At 71.5% G+C, this 14,715-nt stretch carries 14 protein-coding genes; 7 read left to right on the top strand and 7 right to left on the bottom strand.

Annotation, left to right across the window (positions count from 1 at the left end):
* Positions 1 to 80: 80 nt before the first annotated feature.
* Positions 81 to 1,772, bottom strand: a complete 1,692-nt coding sequence (gene cdgB, locus ACFYWS_RS08705; RefSeq protein ID WP_389271366.1) for a diguanylate cyclase CdgB — start codon at positions 1,770 to 1,772, stop codon at positions 81 to 83.
* Positions 1,773 to 2,075: 303 nt separating this feature from the next.
* Here cdgB and ACFYWS_RS08710 point away from each other — a divergent pair, with 303 nt between their 5' ends.
* The gene (locus ACFYWS_RS08710; RefSeq protein WP_389271369.1) at positions 2,076 to 2,660 is read left to right on the top strand and encodes a flavin reductase family protein; all 585 of its coding nucleotides are present in this window, start codon (positions 2,076 to 2,078) and stop codon (positions 2,658 to 2,660) included.
* A gap of 259 nt (positions 2,661 to 2,919) precedes the next feature.
* On the opposite strand, the gene arfB is transcribed toward ACFYWS_RS08710, so the two are convergent.
* The gene (gene arfB / locus ACFYWS_RS08715) at positions 2,920 to 3,345 is read right to left on the bottom strand and encodes an alternative ribosome rescue aminoacyl-tRNA hydrolase ArfB (RefSeq protein WP_389271372.1); all 426 of its coding nucleotides are present in this window, start codon (positions 3,343 to 3,345) and stop codon (positions 2,920 to 2,922) included.
* 201 nt (positions 3,346 to 3,546) lie between these two features.
* On the opposite strand from arfB, the gene ACFYWS_RS08720 reads away from it, so the two are divergent.
* Positions 3,547 to 4,122: a TerD family protein gene (locus ACFYWS_RS08720; RefSeq protein WP_389271375.1), complete on the top strand. Its 576-nt coding sequence runs from the start codon at positions 3,547 to 3,549 to the stop codon at positions 4,120 to 4,122.
* A 279-nt stretch (positions 4,123 to 4,401) separates the two neighbouring features.
* A complete protein-coding gene (locus tag ACFYWS_RS08725) occupies positions 4,402 to 5,970 on the top strand; it encodes a M4 family metallopeptidase (protein ID WP_389271823.1) in 1,569 nt (522 codons plus the stop codon).
* Here the strand turns inward: ACFYWS_RS08725 and ACFYWS_RS08730 are convergent.
* From ACFYWS_RS08730 to ACFYWS_RS08745, 4 genes are all read right to left on the bottom strand, one after another.
* Positions 5,963 to 7,369 (bottom strand): M1 family metallopeptidase, encoded by a 1,407-nt coding sequence (locus tag ACFYWS_RS08730; protein ID WP_389271378.1) that lies wholly within the window; start codon positions 7,367 to 7,369, stop codon positions 5,963 to 5,965. The genes ACFYWS_RS08725 and ACFYWS_RS08730 overlap by 8 nt on opposite strands.
* 73 nt (positions 7,370 to 7,442) lie before the next feature.
* On the bottom strand, positions 7,443 to 8,552 hold the full coding sequence (locus ACFYWS_RS08735) for a YncE family protein (protein ID WP_389271381.1): 1,110 nt from the start codon (positions 8,550 to 8,552) through the stop codon (positions 7,443 to 7,445).
* Entirely contained in the window at positions 8,549 to 9,157 is a 609-nt protein-coding gene (locus ACFYWS_RS08740; RefSeq protein ID WP_389271384.1) for an ankyrin repeat domain-containing protein, read from the bottom strand. Before ACFYWS_RS08740 ends, ACFYWS_RS08735 begins: the two co-directional genes overlap by 4 nt.
* A gap of 172 nt (positions 9,158 to 9,329) precedes the next feature.
* Positions 9,330 to 9,896 carry a heme-binding protein gene (locus ACFYWS_RS08745; protein ID WP_389271387.1) on the bottom strand — a complete coding sequence of 189 codons (567 nt, stop codon included), beginning with the start codon at positions 9,894 to 9,896 and terminating at the stop codon, positions 9,330 to 9,332.
* Between the two features lie 323 nt (positions 9,897 to 10,219).
* Between ACFYWS_RS08745 and ACFYWS_RS08750 the strand changes: the two genes are divergently transcribed.
* From ACFYWS_RS08750 to ACFYWS_RS08760, 3 genes are read left to right on the top strand one after another with little or no spacing between them, the layout of a single operon-like run.
* Positions 10,220 to 11,473, top strand: coding sequence for a sensor histidine kinase (locus ACFYWS_RS08750; RefSeq protein WP_389271826.1), 1,254 nt, complete (start codon positions 10,220 to 10,222; stop codon positions 11,471 to 11,473).
* The gene (locus ACFYWS_RS08755; protein ID WP_389271390.1) at positions 11,470 to 12,108 is read left to right on the top strand and encodes a response regulator; all 639 of its coding nucleotides are present in this window, start codon (positions 11,470 to 11,472) and stop codon (positions 12,106 to 12,108) included. Before ACFYWS_RS08750 ends, ACFYWS_RS08755 begins: the two co-directional genes overlap by 4 nt.
* A gap of 33 nt (positions 12,109 to 12,141) precedes the next feature.
* Positions 12,142 to 12,642, top strand: a complete 501-nt coding sequence (locus ACFYWS_RS08760) for a hypothetical protein (protein WP_389271393.1) — start codon at positions 12,142 to 12,144, stop codon at positions 12,640 to 12,642.
* A gap of 29 nt (positions 12,643 to 12,671) precedes the next feature.
* Here ACFYWS_RS08760 and ACFYWS_RS08765 read toward each other — a convergent pair whose 3' ends face one another.
* Positions 12,672 to 13,370 (bottom strand): pentapeptide repeat-containing protein, encoded by a 699-nt coding sequence (locus ACFYWS_RS08765; RefSeq protein ID WP_389271396.1) that lies wholly within the window; start codon positions 13,368 to 13,370, stop codon positions 12,672 to 12,674.
* Between the two features lie 146 nt (positions 13,371 to 13,516).
* Here ACFYWS_RS08765 and ACFYWS_RS08770 point away from each other — a divergent pair, with 146 nt between their 5' ends.
* Positions 13,517 to 14,701 (top strand): NAD(P)-binding protein, encoded by a 1,185-nt coding sequence (locus ACFYWS_RS08770; RefSeq protein ID WP_389271399.1) that lies wholly within the window; start codon positions 13,517 to 13,519, stop codon positions 14,699 to 14,701.
* The last annotated feature ends 14 nt before the right edge of the window (positions 14,702 to 14,715 follow it).

The following is a 14,715-nucleotide window of genomic DNA, read 5'->3' on the forward strand; positions in this document are numbered from 1 at the left end:
GGCGAGGGTACCCGCTGCGAGTGACCCCACGGCGTGGCCTTGACCTCACCGGGACCGCGGAACCGCGCCCAATGTAGGGGCTAGCCGGCCCGCCTGTGCTGCTTACTACGCGATCTTTTCTCTACGTACATGCGCTGGTCAGCGGATTGCAGCACTTCCTCGGCCGTCATACCGCAGTGGGCCCAGCCGATGCCGAAACTGGCCCCTACCCGGACCGCCCTGCCATCCACTCGAATCGGCGGAATGATGGCGTTCCGCAACCTGACGGCGAGGTCCTGGGCGTCCTCGCGGCCGAGCCCGTCGGCGAGCACCACGAACTCGTCACCGCCGAGCCGGGCGACCGTGTCCCCGTCCCGTACGACGCTGGTCAGCCGGCGGGCGACCTCGATGAGGACGGCGTCGCCCGCGTTGTGCCCGAACCTGTCGTTGATCGACTTGAAGCCGTCGAGGTCGCAGAAGAGGACGGCGAGGCCCTTCGTGCCGTTGTCGGCGCCGGCGTGCTCGGGAGCGGCGACGTGCACATGGTGGTCGAAGCCGTCGAACCCCTCGTAGAGATTCGACTGGTGCGGGACGGGCGCGCCGAAGTCGAAGCCGACCCCGGCCCCGTCATCGCCCGTGGCGGCGGCGCCGCGGTGGTCGCCGTAGGCCGCGTCGAGGGAGTCGATGGCGCTGGGCCCGGGCTCGTACGGGCGACGGCACAGGCGGGCGGAGAGGCGGGCGCGCAGCTCCGCCGAGTTCGGCAGGCCAGTGAGCGAGTCGTGCGAGGCGCGGTGGGCGAGGTGCAGCTCGCGGCGCTTGCGCTCCTCGATGTCCTCGACGTGGGTGAGCAGGAAGCGCGGCCCGTCGGCGGCGTCGGCCACCACCGAGTTCCGCAGGGACACCCAGACGTACGTGCCGTCGCGGCGGGCGAGCCGCAGCTCCGCGCGGCCGCCCTCGGCGGAGGTGCGCAGCAGGGTGCCGATGTCCTCGGGGTGCACGAGGTCGGAGAACGAGTAGCGGCGCATGGCCGACGCCGGGCGGCCGAGGAGGCGGCACAGCGCGTCGTTGGTGCGCAGGAGCCGGCCGTGCTGGTCGCCGCCCATCTCGGCGATGGCCATGCCGGAGGGGGCGTACTCGAAGGCCTGCCGGAAGCTTTCCTCACTGGCCCGCAGCGCCTGCTGCTCGCGCTCCAGGCGGACCAGGGCGCGCTGCATGTTGGACCTGAGGCGTGCGTTGCTGATCGCGATGGCGGCCTGGAAGGCGTACATCTGCAGGGCCTCGCGGCCCCAGGCGCCGGGGATGCGGCCGCCGCGCGGACGGTCGACGGAGATCACGCCGAGGAGTTCGCCGCCGGAGGAGCTCGTCGACCGCATCGGGGCGAAGAGCCGGTCGGCGGGGTGCCACTCGTCCTCGAAGCGGGGCGGCGGTCCCGCGGTGAACCACTGCGGCACGTCGTCCTCGTCGAGCACCCAGCCCTCGGTGTGCGGTATGAAGCGCAGCTCGCCCCACTGCGTTCCCATGGCGAGGCGGCGGTCCCAGGCGGCGCGGGAGCCCACGCGCCCGGTGATCAGGGCCTCGGCCGCGGAGTTGCCCGCGAAGGCGGCGACGACCAGATCACCGTCGGGACGTACGAGGTTCACGCACGCCAGTTCGTAGCCGAGCCCGTTCACGACTCCGTCCGCGACGGTCTGCAGAGTGTCGGCCAGACTGCGGGCGGTGTTCATGTCCGCCATCACCTCGTGCAGCTGACGCAGGGTCGCAAGACGGACGTACGGCTCCGACTCGGTCTCCATGCTCAGTTCTCCCCGAGACCTCGACAGCACTCCAGAATTCGGATCGGTTCGCTTCGCACGTGCAGCAGCACGTTCATTCGCAGTGTCGACGCCACTGAATCACAGCGAGCTGTGCACCCGGTACACAGGGTCAACAAATTATGGCTCCTGTGACTCAAGTCACAGCAGGAGATGAAGGATTGGGGCACCTCAGCGGGTGGGTTCTGTGCGTTTCCTGAACACGAACCGCGACCGTGGTCCTAGGACCGGCCTCGGCCATCGGCCCGATGCGGGGCGCGTGGGAGCGAAGTTAGCGTTAAAGGCGTGTTGAAGACGTCCCCCGCCACTTCGGTCCCTCCCATCCCCTCCCCCTCGACCCCCTCCGGGCATGCTGAGGGGGTGAGCAACGACGAGTTCCGCGCCGCCCTGTCCCGCCTGGCCGCAGGCGTCGTCCTGCTGACCTCGCACGAGCCGCAGCTCGACCCCGACGGGCCGGCCGGCGAGGACGCGGGCATGACGGCGACGGCCTTCATGTCCGTCTCCCTCGACCCGCCCCTGGTGATGGTGTCGCTGCGCAACAGCTCCCGCATGGACGACCTCCTGGACGAGCAGCCGCTGTGGGCGGTCTCGGTCCTCTCCGAGTCCCAGAGCCACATCGCGGGCCGCTTCGCCATGAAGGGCCGGCTCAGCGACCGCCTCCTGTTCCAGGACATCCCGTACGTACGAGGTGAGCACACGGGTGCGCCGCTGGTGGGTGGGGCGCTGGCGACGCTGGAGTGCCGCACGGAGAACGTGGTCGTGGCGGGGGACCACACGTTGGTCATTGGGCGGGTGCTGTCGGCGTCCCTGCCGAGTGCGGAGGGCGGACCGCTGATGTACTTCCGGGGGCGTTATCGGAGCCTGAGCTAACTCAATCCGCCGACCTATCGATCCCTTGCGGCGGGCATTTCAAGCCCCCGATCTGTCGATCCCTTGCGGCGAGCATTTCAAGCCCCTGACCTGTCGATCCCTTGCGGCGGGCATTTCAAGCCCCTGCGGCGATTGAGCAGCGGGGTCTGGGGCAGCGCCCCAGGACCGCAACACCGGCGCCGTGGTTGACGCCTCGGGGCTCCGCCCCGGACCCCGCGCCTCAATCGCCGACGGGGCTGGAATGGCGGGACCGGGATACCTACCAGTCCCGCCCGGAGCGGCCCCGTTTCGTGTCGGAGCGGGCCTTCTTCTGGCGGAGGCGCCGCTCGTTGACGCCACGCGACACCCGCGTAGGACGCCTCGGCTTCGGCGGCGGCGCGGTCGCCTCCGCCAACAGCGCCGCGAGCCGCACCAGGGCCACCTCCCGGTTGCGCCACTGCGACCTGTGCTCCGAAGCCCGTACGGAGATCACGCCGCCCACGAGCCGCGGAGCGAGCCGCTCCAGAGCCCGCTCCTTCCAGACACGCGGCAGCGCCTCCGTCGACGCGAGGTCGAAGCGCACCTCCGCCGCCGAGTCGGACGTGTTCACATGCTGCCCGCCCGGACCGGACGACCGCGAGAAACGCCAAAGGAGCTCGGCCTCCGGGAGGACGACCGAACCGCGGATGGGATGGGGACCGGACATGCGTCCATGGTCGCGCGTCCGTACGGTCCGCGTCACCCGTATTTACCGGGCCCGCGGGCGCCTCGTGGCGTCCGGGTAAAGAAAGTAAAGAGACCTGGAACCTTCCCCACCCCTCACGACGTTCCTACGGATACGAGTAGCTTCGGCTGCACACGTACAACCATGTACGTCCGTATTTCACGAGGGAAGGACTCCCGAACCATGGCTGTAAGCCTGTCCAAGGGTGGCAACGTCTCGCTCACCAAGGAGGCTCCGGGCCTGACCGCTGTCACCGTGGGCCTCGGCTGGGACGTCCGCACCACCACGGGTACCGACTTCGACCTCGACGCCTCGGCCATCGCGGTCAACCCCGAGGGCAAGGTCTACTCGGACGGTCACTTCGTCTTCTTCAACAACAAGGCGACGCCGGACCAGTCCATCGTCCACACCGGCGACAACCGCTCCGGCGAAGGCGCGGGCGACGACGAGGCGATCAACGTCAACCTGGCGACCCTGCCGGCCGACGTCGACAAGATCGTCTTCCCGGTCTCGATCTACGACGCCGAGAACCGCACGCAGAACTTCGGCCAGGTCCGCAACGCGTACATCCGCATTGTGAACCAGACCGGCGGCACCGAGATCGCGCGCTACGACCTCTCCGAGGACGCCGCGACCGAGACGGCGATGGTCTTCGGCGAGCTGTACCGCAACGGCGCGGAGTGGAAGTTCCGCGCCGTGGGCCAGGGCTACGCCTCGGGCCTGGTCGGCATCGCGCAGGACTTCGGCGTGAACGTCTGACGTTCACCCAGCAGTTGGGGCCGGGCCTCGGCGCGCCGCGTACAGCGGTGTGCCGGGGCCCGTTCCTTTCGGCCACAGCCATCGATTAACGGACAATCACCGGCGGCATTCGGACACGAACCGGCAAAGTTTTGACAGGTCTCTGTCACTGGGCTGATCGCAGGTGCCACTCTCCCTCCGAACCCCCCACGCACCCATCCCCACACGGGTACCTAAGGAGTCCGAGTGAGAATCCGCTCTACCGCTCCCCGCCTCGCCGCTCTCGCCGCGTCCGCCGCCATGGTGGTCGTCGGTGTCACGGCCGGCACCTCGGCCAACGCCGCCACGGATCGTGCGGACGGCGCCACGGCGCTCCCGCTCAGCGCCTCCCAGCGGGCCACCGCCCTCAAGGACGCGCAGGCCGAATCCCCCACAACCGCCAAGAAGTTGAAGCTCGCCGACGGCGAGAAGCTGGTGGCCCGCGACGTCGTCAAGGACGCCGACGGAACCACCCACACCCGCTACGAGCGCACCTTCGACGGGCTGCCCGTCCTCGGCGGCGACCTCGTCGTGCACACCGCCAAGGGTGGCGACCTCAAGGGCACCACCAAGGCGCGCGAGGGCTCCATAACCGTGGCGTCCACGGACGCCGCCACCGGCACCGCCGCCGCGAAGAAGTCCGCGAAATCCGCCGCCGGCGACTCGGTCAAGGGCGCCACCGCCGACTCCGCGCACAAGGTCGTCTGGGCCGCCGACGCGGGCAAGGCACCCACCCTCGCGTACGAGACCGCCGTCAAGGGCACCCAACGCGACGGCACCCCCAGCGAGTTGCACGTCGTCACCGACGCCGACAGCGGCAAGGTGCTCTACAAGTACCAGGCCATCGAGAACGGCACCGGCGCCGGCGAGTACAACGGCACCGTCACCGTCGGCTCCACCGCCGCGTCCGGCGGCTACGACCTGGTCGACGGCGAGCGCGGCGGCCACAAGACGTACGACCTGAAGGGCGGCACGTCCGGCACCGGCACCCTCTTCCACGACGCCGACGACAAATGGGGCGACGGCACCGCCGCCGACCCGCAGACCGCCGCCGTCGACGCCGCCTACGGGGCCGCCGAGACCTGGGACTTCTACCAGGAGTCCCTGAACCGCAGCGGCATCGCCGGGGACGGCAAGGCCGCGTACTCCCGCGTCCACTACGGCAACGCGTACGTCAACGCGTTCTGGGACGACAGCTGCTTCTGCATGACGTACGGCGACGGGATCGACAACAAGAACCCGCTCACCTCGCTCGACGTCGCCGCGCACGAGATGAGCCACGGCCTGACCGCCGCCACGGCGAACCTCAACTACAGCAAGGAGTCCGGCGGCCTCAACGAGGCGACGTCCGACATCCTCGGCACGGCGGTGGAGTTCCACGCCGCCAACTCCGCAGACGCCGGCGACTACCTCATCGGCGAGAAGATCGACATCAACGGCGACGGCACCCCGCTGCGCTACATGGACAAGCCCAGCAAGGACGGCAACTCCGTCGACTCCTGGTCGCGCTCCACGGGCGGCCTCGACGTGCACTACTCGTCCGGCGTCGCCAACCACTTCTTCTACCTGCTCAGCGAGGGCAGCGGGAAGAAGACCATCAACGGGGTGGACTACGACTCGCCCACGTCCGACGGCTCCACCGTCACCGGCATCGGCCGGGACAAGGCCGTGCAGATCTGGTACAAGGCGCTCTCGACGTACATGACGTCCACGACCGACTACGCGGCGGCGCGCGCGGCCACGCTCAAGGCGGCCGCCGACCTGTACGGCGCGAGCGGCGCGGAGTCCACCGCGGTCGCCGCCGCCTGGAAGGCCGTGAACGTCAACTAGCCTTCTCCGGCTTGCCGTTCCCGTACAGCCAGGTCTCCCAGACCCCGGCGAGGGCCTCGCCCTTGCCGGGGTTCTGGCGTTCCACGTAGGACGTGAAGTCCTCCGTGTCGGCGCATCCGTACTTGTGGTCCGTCGGCCAACTCTTCAGCAGGGCGAAGAAGTTGGTGTCGCCGATCGTTCTGCGGATCCGGTGCAGCACCATCGCGCCGCGCTCGTAGACCGGGGTGTCGGAGAGGTGTGCGGCGTTCGGCGGCCGCGCGGGCGGGAAGGACCAGACGCCGTCGCTCGCGGGCCGCTTCATGACCGCCTCGAAGGTCCGCTGCGCCGTGTCCCCGCCGTGGCCCTCGTCCCACAGCCACTGCGCGTACGTCGCGAACCCTTCGTTGAGCCACATGTCGCGCCATGACTTCGGGGTGACCGAGTCGCCGTACCACTGGTGCGCCAGCTCGTGGACGAGCAGGCCGAGATCGGGGGCGCCGGGGAAGACGGGCCGGCTCTGCGTCTCCAGGGCGTACCCCACGTCTCCACCGCGGTCGACGATCGCGCCCGTCGACGAGAACGGGTACGCGCCGAACCTCTTCACCTCCCAGTCGACGACCTCCGGCAGCCGGTCGAGAACCTTCGCGCTCGCCTTCGCCTCGGCCGGGTCGACGGCGGTGTACACGGGAATCCCGGCGGCCGTGCGGCCCCGCTCCGTCTCGAACTCTCCGACGGCGACGGTCGCCAGATAGCTCGCCATCGGCTGCCGCATCCGCCAGTCGTACGCGGTGCGCCGCCCGTCGGGCGACCGCTTCGTGCCGCTCAGCTCGCCGTTGGACACCGCCTGTACGCCGGTGGGGACCGTGATCCGGATGTCGTACGTCGCCTTGTCCGAGGGGTGGTGGTTGCCGGGGAACCAGGCCATGGAGCCGGTCGGTTCGCCGAGGGCGAGAGCGCCGTCGGCGGTGCGCAGCCAGCCCTCGCCCGTGCCGTCCGGGTCGGTGATCGTGACGGGTTCGCCGTCGTAGCGGACGGTGGCGCGGAAGGTGTGCCCCTTGCGGAGCTCGTCGTGCGGCCGCACGGTCACCTCGTGCCCGGCGCGGCTGGCCACGGCCTTCTCTCCGTCGACGGTGACCCTCCGCACCGTCAGACCCTTCAGGTCCAGGTTGAACGCGCTGAGCGCCTGGCGCGCCGTCGCGGTGATCTCGGCGGTGCCGGAGAGGTGGTGCGTGTCCGGGTCGTAGGAGAGGTCGAGGGCGTAGTGGCCGACGTCGTAGCCGCCGTTCCCGAGCTTGGGGAAGTACGGATCGCGCAGGCCCGAGGCGCCGGGCGTGCCGTGGACGCCGCCGTCGCACGCGGTGACGGCGACGGTGGCGAGGACGCTGAGGAGGGCGGCGGGGAGGCGGAGTCGGCGGCGCACGCCGAGATCCTATGACCCCAATGTCCCGGTACGGCCGCCACACTGCCCTCCTGCCGCGGCGCCCGCAGAACCGCTACAGAACCGCGATCCCCAACGGCCGCTCCCCCGCGGCCAGTCGGCGGGTGTCGCCGCTGTCGATGTCGACGACGGTGATGCCGTCCCAGAAGCCGTCGCGGGTGAAGCCACCGGTGACGTACGCGGTCCCGCCGTCCTCGGAGACGGCGACGTCCTCGTGCGGCCCGTCGAGCGGCACGACCTTCTCCTTGCCGCCGGGCGTACGGATGGTGAGCGAGGGCCCCTCGTCCGTGGACGGGTCGATGGGCCCCGTGCCGACCGCGAGAAGCGTCCCGTCGGGGGTGATCGTGACGCCGTGCTGGTGGGTGTTGGCGGTCATCCGCTGGACGGTCGAGCGGCCGGTGTCCGGGTCGACCACGACGAGCTTCTCGCCCTCGAAGGGGAGGAGCAGCTTGCCGTCGGAGGGCCGCACGGCGGCGTAGTGCGGCTTCAGCCACGAGCCGAGACCGCCCTCGGTGCCGTACGGGGCGACCTCGATGCGGCGGGTGTCGCCGCTGCGGGTGTCGAGGACGGTGACGTCGAAGGAGTCGTGATCGGTGGCGTACACCTGCCGCCCGTCGCGCGACACGTCGACGTCGAAGGGCCGCCGGCCGACGGAGGTCGTGTCGGTGACCTTCTTGGTCGTGGTGTCGATGGTCTCCAACGTCCCGTTGCCATCAGGGACGTTGACGCCCACGTACGCGTGCTTGCCGTCGGGCGCGAGGGCGATGCCCATGCCGCCGCCGCGGTACTCGCCGTCGGTGACCGGGCCGAGGTCCCTGGCCTCGCCGGTCTCGTACGGGATGAGGGCCTCGCGCTCACGGCTGTCCGTGTCGACGACGGCGACGCCCTCGGCGGTGGCGACCCAGGCCCGGCCGTCGTCACCGACGACGAGCCCGTACAGGGCGTGGCCGACCTTCACCGAGTCGAAGGCGCCCTTGCCGGGGTCCGGATCGACGAAGGAGACCGTGTCGGAGTCGAAGTCGGCGACGAGGAGGGTGCCGCCGGGGGCCTTCTGTGCTGGCGAACTGGCGTTACTGGGAGGGGAGTTGGTGTCCGCCTGCGGCGTCGCACCGCACCCGGTCGCGAGGACCGCGACGGCGACCGCCCCGAGGACCGCGCGCCTCACCGTACGGCCCGCAACAGGCCGGCGATCTCGGCGAAGCCGCGGCGTTCGGCGTGCTCCAGGGGCGTCATGCCGTCGCCGTCGGGCAGCTCCGGGCTGGCGCCCGCCGTGATGAGCAGCTCGACGATCTCCTGGTGCGCGCGCCCGCCGTCGCCGAGGATCACGGCCTCCAACAGGGCGGTCCAGCCCAGCCGGTTGACGTGGTCGACGTCGATGTCGGTCTCGCGGAGCACGGCACGCACGTAGTCGACGTGACCGCGTTCGGAGGCCGGGATGACGGAGATCCCGCCGAACCGGTTGGTGACCTTCAGGTCGGGCCGGGCGGGCAGCAGGGCGCGCATCATCTCCACGGAGCCGGTGACACCGGTGGCGAGCCACGCGCTGTCGTCCCGGTCGTCCTGGGCGTTCGCGTCGGCACCCGCCGCGACGAGTGCCTCCGCGGCGGCGACGTGATCGTTGAGGGAGGCCAGGAGGAGCGGCGTACGCCGGTGCGCGTCCCGGGCCTCGACGTCGGCACCCGCCGCGAGGGCGGCCCGGACGCCGTCGGCGTCGCCCTGAGCGGCGGCGGCGAGGAGCGTGCGGTTGTTGTTGTTCTCGGTGTGCTGCATGGTGCGGCTCCGTTCGAAATAAGCCCCGCCGGCGATTGAGGCGCGGGGTATGGGGCAGAGCCCCAAGCCCAGCCCCGGCTACCCGGCGAGCGCCCCGGGGCTCCGCCCCGGACCCCGCCGCTCAATCGCCGCGGGGGCTTGATCGGCTCAATCGCCGCAGGGCTTGAATGAACTAGCCGAGCTCGGCGACGCCCGCCTGGGCGAACTTCTCGTCCAGGTCCCCCGAAGGCGCACCGGCAACACCGATACCCGCGATGGGCGCACCGCCGGAGGCAACCGGCGCCCCACCCGCGAGGAACAGCGTGCCGGGAATGTCCTTCAGGTTCGGCGCCTGCTCAAGACGCTTCGTCAGCTCGGACGTCGGCGCGTTCCAGGAGACCGCGGTGTACGCCTTCTTCACGGCGGACTCCGGCGACTGCGGACCCGCACCGTCACCGCGCAGCTCGACGATCGTGTTGCCGTTGCGGTCGACGACGGCGACGGAGACCTTCTGGTTCTCCTTCTTCGCGGCCTTCAGGACGGCCTCGGCGGCGTCGGTGGCGGCGCCCACGGTGAGGTGCTTGGACTCGAAGGTGTTGCCGGCCTTCGCGGCGGCGGGCTTGGCGGCGGCCTGGGTGGCCGGCTCCGAGTCCGCGGCGCTCGCCGAGTACGCGCCGAACCCGCCGAGGGCGATGGCGGCGGCGAGCGTGGTGCCGGTGACGACGCGAGTGCGCTTCGAGATCTTCTTGGCGTGCTGCATGGGGAACTCCTGAGTGGGTGATGCAGAGGAAAAGGAGGAGGTCGACCGGGAGGCCGTTTTGCCGTTCCTGCCGTCCCGCTCTGCCTTCAATCCTGGGTCCGGATCCGGGCCCCGCCCGTCGACGGACCGGCTGGAGGCGGCGCGCCGTGCGGTCGACACCGGGGTCATCCGATCGGTTGACCCCAGGGGCGTACAACCCGGCGAGAATGGGATTGTTTGCCCAGGTCGACGCCGTGAAGGAGGTGCAGGGAACCGTGCCGAGCAGCCGGGTCGCGCAGAACGCCGACGACTACGACACCGACATCCGCCGCCTCACCGCGGTCATGCACGCCTCGTTCTTCCTGCTTCTGGCCGTGGCCCTGGCGCGCTTCCTGCTGCGCCACTCGCACGACGGGCGCACCCCGTGGATCGTCGCGCTCTCCGCGGTCGTGGCGCTGCTGTACGGGGCCGGGCTCGTGCGGGGTCTCGCGGGGCGGGCGACGGTCGGGCAGCGGGTGTGGCTGACGCTGGTCGTCGTGGTGTGGGTGGTGCTCGTGGTGCTCGCGCCGAGCTTCGCGTGGTGCGCCGTGCCGCTCTTCTACACGGGCCTGCGCACACTGCCGACGCGCGCCGCGCTCGTCCTGGTGGGGCTCCTGACGGTGCTCGTCATCCTCGCCCAGCTGCGGCTCGCCGGCCGTCTCGACCCGGACCTGCTGCTCGGCCCGCCGGCCGTCGTGGTGATCGCCACCGCCGTGTTCCTTCAGATGAAACGGCAGGCAGCACGGCAGCGCACGCTCATCGACGACCTGATCCGCACCCGCCGCGAACTGGCCGCTTCCGAACGCCGCGAGGGCACGCTCGCCGAGCGGCAACGGCTGTCCATGGAGATCCACGACACCCTGGCGCAGGGCCTGTCCAGCCAGCAGATGCTGTTGCAGGCGGCGCAGCGGGTGTGGGAGGCCGACCCCGGCAAGGCCCGCGCCCATGTCGGCACGGCCGCGTCGATCGCCGAGCACAACCTCACCGAGGCGCGCCGCTTCGTGCACGATCTGGCCCCCGCCGACCTGGCCAGTGGTCTGGCGGAGGCGCTGCGGGCGGTGGCCGCGCGGGAGTCCGGCGACCGGCTCACCGTCCAGGTCCGCGTCGACGACGACGGGCGCGCGGACCGGCTGCCCGACCGGGTGCAGTCGGCCCTGCTGCGGATCGCGCAGGGCGCGCTGGCCAACGTACGGGAGCACTCCGGGGCCGGTAGCGCCGCGCTCACGCTGACGTTGCTCGACGACCAGGTCGTGCTTGACGTCGCCGATGACGGGTGCGGGTTCGATCCGGCCGCTCTGCCGGCGGCGGCCTCCGGTGTGCGGGGGCACGGGATCCCGGCGATCCGGGCGCGGGTGCGGCAGCTGGGTGGGACGTTGTCGCTCGAATCGGCGCCGGGGGAGGGAGCGGTGGTCTCCGCCGCGATTCCGTTGACGCCTGCGACGGGGTCGACGTCACGGGGCTCCGCCCCGGACCCCGCTGCTCAATCGCCGCAGGGGCTTGATGTGGTCACCCGCCCCCAGGCCCACCGGCGCTTGAACGACGGAACGGAGTCGCCATGACCCAGCCCGTCCGCATCCTCCTCTGCGACGACCACGTCGTCGTTCGTGCCGGGTTGCTCGCGCTGCTCGACAGCACCGCGGACATCGAGGTCGTCGGTGAGGCCGGGACCGGGGAGGAGGCGATCGCGCTCGCCGCGAAGCTGCGGCCCGACGTCGTCCTCATGGACCTCCAGCTGGGCGAGGGCATGGACGGCGTGGAGACGACCCGCCGCCTCACCGCACCCCCGGAAGCCGGGCGGAGCCCCCACGTCCTCGTGCTGACCACGTACGACACCGACGCCGACATCACCCGCGCCATCGAGGCGGGCGCGACGGGCTATCTGCTCAAGGCGGAGCGGCCCGAGGAGCTGTTCGCCGCGATCCACGCGGCCGCCGAGGGCCGCACCGCCCTCTCCGCCCCGGTGGCCAGCCGCGTCATGGCCAATATGCGCAAGCCGCGGCCCACCCTCACCGACCGCGAGCGCGACATCCTCGCCCAGCTGGCGCACGGCCTCGGCAACCGGGAGATCGCCAAGGCCCTGTTCATCAGCGAGGCCACGGTCAAGACCCACCTGGGCCGGATCTACGACAAGCTCGGCGTGGACACCCGGTCCGGCGCCGTCGCGGTGGCGAAGGAGCAGCGGCTGCTCCCGTGAGGACCGGTCCCGCGCCCGTGACACCATCTCTACGTGCTCGACATCGGTTACGCCCTCTCCCGCCGCTTCCCGGACCCGCCGCAGATGGACTACCGGCGCGCGGACGTCCACGCGCTGCGCCACGACCTGTTCTGCGGCGACGTGTACCTGGCCGACACCAAGGCCGACCGGGAGCTGTCCACAGCCTGGGGATGGGTGCCGGTGCTCGACTTCGCGTGGGCGCTGTGCGACATCGTCGAGCAGCTGGACAAGGACCCGCGCGGCAGCCGCTCCGCCACTCCCCAGTACGCCGAGCTGGACTTCACCGAGTCGAGCGACTGCATGATCTTCGAGCGCCGCTTCGGCTGGGTCGACGTGGCGGCCGACTGGATGCCGACCGAGGAGCCTGCGCTGACCTTCTCCCACTCCGCGCTGCGCCGCGAGGCCCGGGACTTCCTGCACGATCTGCTCGCCGACCTCACGGACATGCACGAGGACCTGGCCGACAACCCGGCCCTGTGGGATCTTCAGGCCCGCTTCCCCCGCCTCCCGTAGTCGACCCGTAACCGGGCCCCCGCCCCCTCCTACTCCACCCGCACCCCCAGCTCCGCCGCGAACACCCCGGCCAGATCCATGAGTTGGGCCGGTGAGATCACCGCGCCGCCCAGCCGGTCCACACCCCGCGCGATCCCCAGCTCCGCCGCGCCCCGCAGGTCCACGTCCGTCAGGGTCGCCGCCGAGAAGTCGACGCCCTTCAGCACACAGCCCGCGAACTCCACCCGCTCAAGGCGCGCGCCCCCGAAGTCCGGCTCCACCAGCACACATCCGTCGAACACGACGTCCTTGAGGCGCGCCTTCCGCAGGTTCAGGTAGTCGATCTTCCCGCCCCTGATCACCACCCGCTCCAGCACTGCCCCGTGCAGCTGCACCCCGCCGAGCCGGGCGTCCACCACTTCCACGTCCCGCAGCGTCGCCTCCGCCAGGTTCGTGCCCACGCCCCGCACGTCGCTCAGCACGGAGTCGATGAATCTGGCCCGCGCGAGGCCCGCCTCGTCGAGCGCGCACGCCGCCAGCGCGCAGTCCATGAACCGCGCCCCGACCCCCTCCTGCCCGGCGAAGTCGACGCCACGGAACTCCACCCCGTCGTAGTCCCCGTCGGGTTCGAGGCCGCGCCCCTCCCACGGCTCCAACGGAGGCAGCCGCACCTGCGGCCGCTTCGCCTTCTTCACCTTCGCCGGGCCCTGTCCCGCGGCCCGCCCCGCACCACCACGCCTGTCGCTCATGACCCCATGCTGCCCGGCCCCACTGACAATCCCCGCCCACCCCCAAGTGACCTGCGCAAACGGCGCGATGTCACATCCGCGCCCGCCCCGCACGTCGTATCCGTGAAGGCCGTCCGTACGCCCGGATCACGCAGTCAGGAGCACCCATGCGTCACCCCACCCCCGCCCTCACCGTCATCGGCGGAGGTCTCGCCGGGCTGACCGCCGCGATCACCGCGGCGGAGGCGGGCGCCCGCGTCACCCTGCACGAAGCGCACCACACCCTCGGCGGCCGGGCCCGCACCGCCGAAGGCCCCCACCTCACCCACGAAGGCCCGCACGCCCTCTACAACGGCGGCCCGCACTGGACCTGGCTGCTCCGGCGCGAACTGCTCGGACCGCTCGCCCCGATCCCGCCGCTCGAAGGCGCCCGGCTGCGCTTCCACCGCGACGGCGCGCTGCGCCGCACCCCGCCCGCCGCCCTGCTCCGCCTCCTGCGCCACCGCCCCGAACGCGCCCCAGTGGACGAGGACTTCACCACCTGGGCCACCCGCGTCGCGGGCCCGGACGCCGCCCGCGCCGCCGCCCACTACACGGCCGTCGCCCTGTTCCACCACGACCCCGGATCGTTCTCGGCCCGCTTCGTCCAGGAGCGCCTGCGCCGCACCGCCAAGGTGCCGCCCGAGGCCCACTACCCGGTCGGCGGCTGGTCCTCGGTCATCGACCGGATGGCGTCCCGCGCGTGGAACCTCGGCGTACGCATGGAGACCCTGAGCCGGATCGACACCGTGCCCACCGACACCCCCGTCATCGTCGCCACCTCGCTCGACGCGGCCCGCCGACTCCTCAAGGACCCCTCCCTGACCTGGGACAGCGGCCGTACGACGCTGATCGACCTGGCCGTCAGGACCCGGCGCGGCGACGCCTTCGCGGTGTCGGGCCTCGACTTCCCGGCCTGGATCGAACGGTTCACCGCACAGGACAAGTCCCTCGCCCCGCACGGCGAGAGCCTGATCCAGGGCCAGGTCCCGGTCTCCCCCGACGAGTCCAAGGCGGACGGCTCCGCGCGCGCCGAAGGACTGCTCGACCTCGCGTTCCCCGGCTGGCGCGAGCGCACGACCTGGCGCCGCGACGCCCTCGCCCAGGGGCGCACAGGAGCGCTCGACCGCCCCGGCACGACCTGGCGCGACCGCCCCTCGATCGACCGCGGCGAGGGCGTCTACCTGGCGGGCGACATGGTGGCGGCGCCCGGCGTGCTCTCCGAGGTCTCCTTCACCAGCGCCATCGAGGCGACGACCCTGGCGCTGCGGCGGCCCGCCCTCACCCGCGGCCTTGACCTCAACAGCGCTTGAGGTCGAAGACTGGC

It is taken from the genome of Streptomyces sp. NPDC002795 (assembly GCF_042888725.1).
GTDB lineage: Bacteria > Actinomycetota > Actinomycetes > Streptomycetales > Streptomycetaceae > Streptomyces.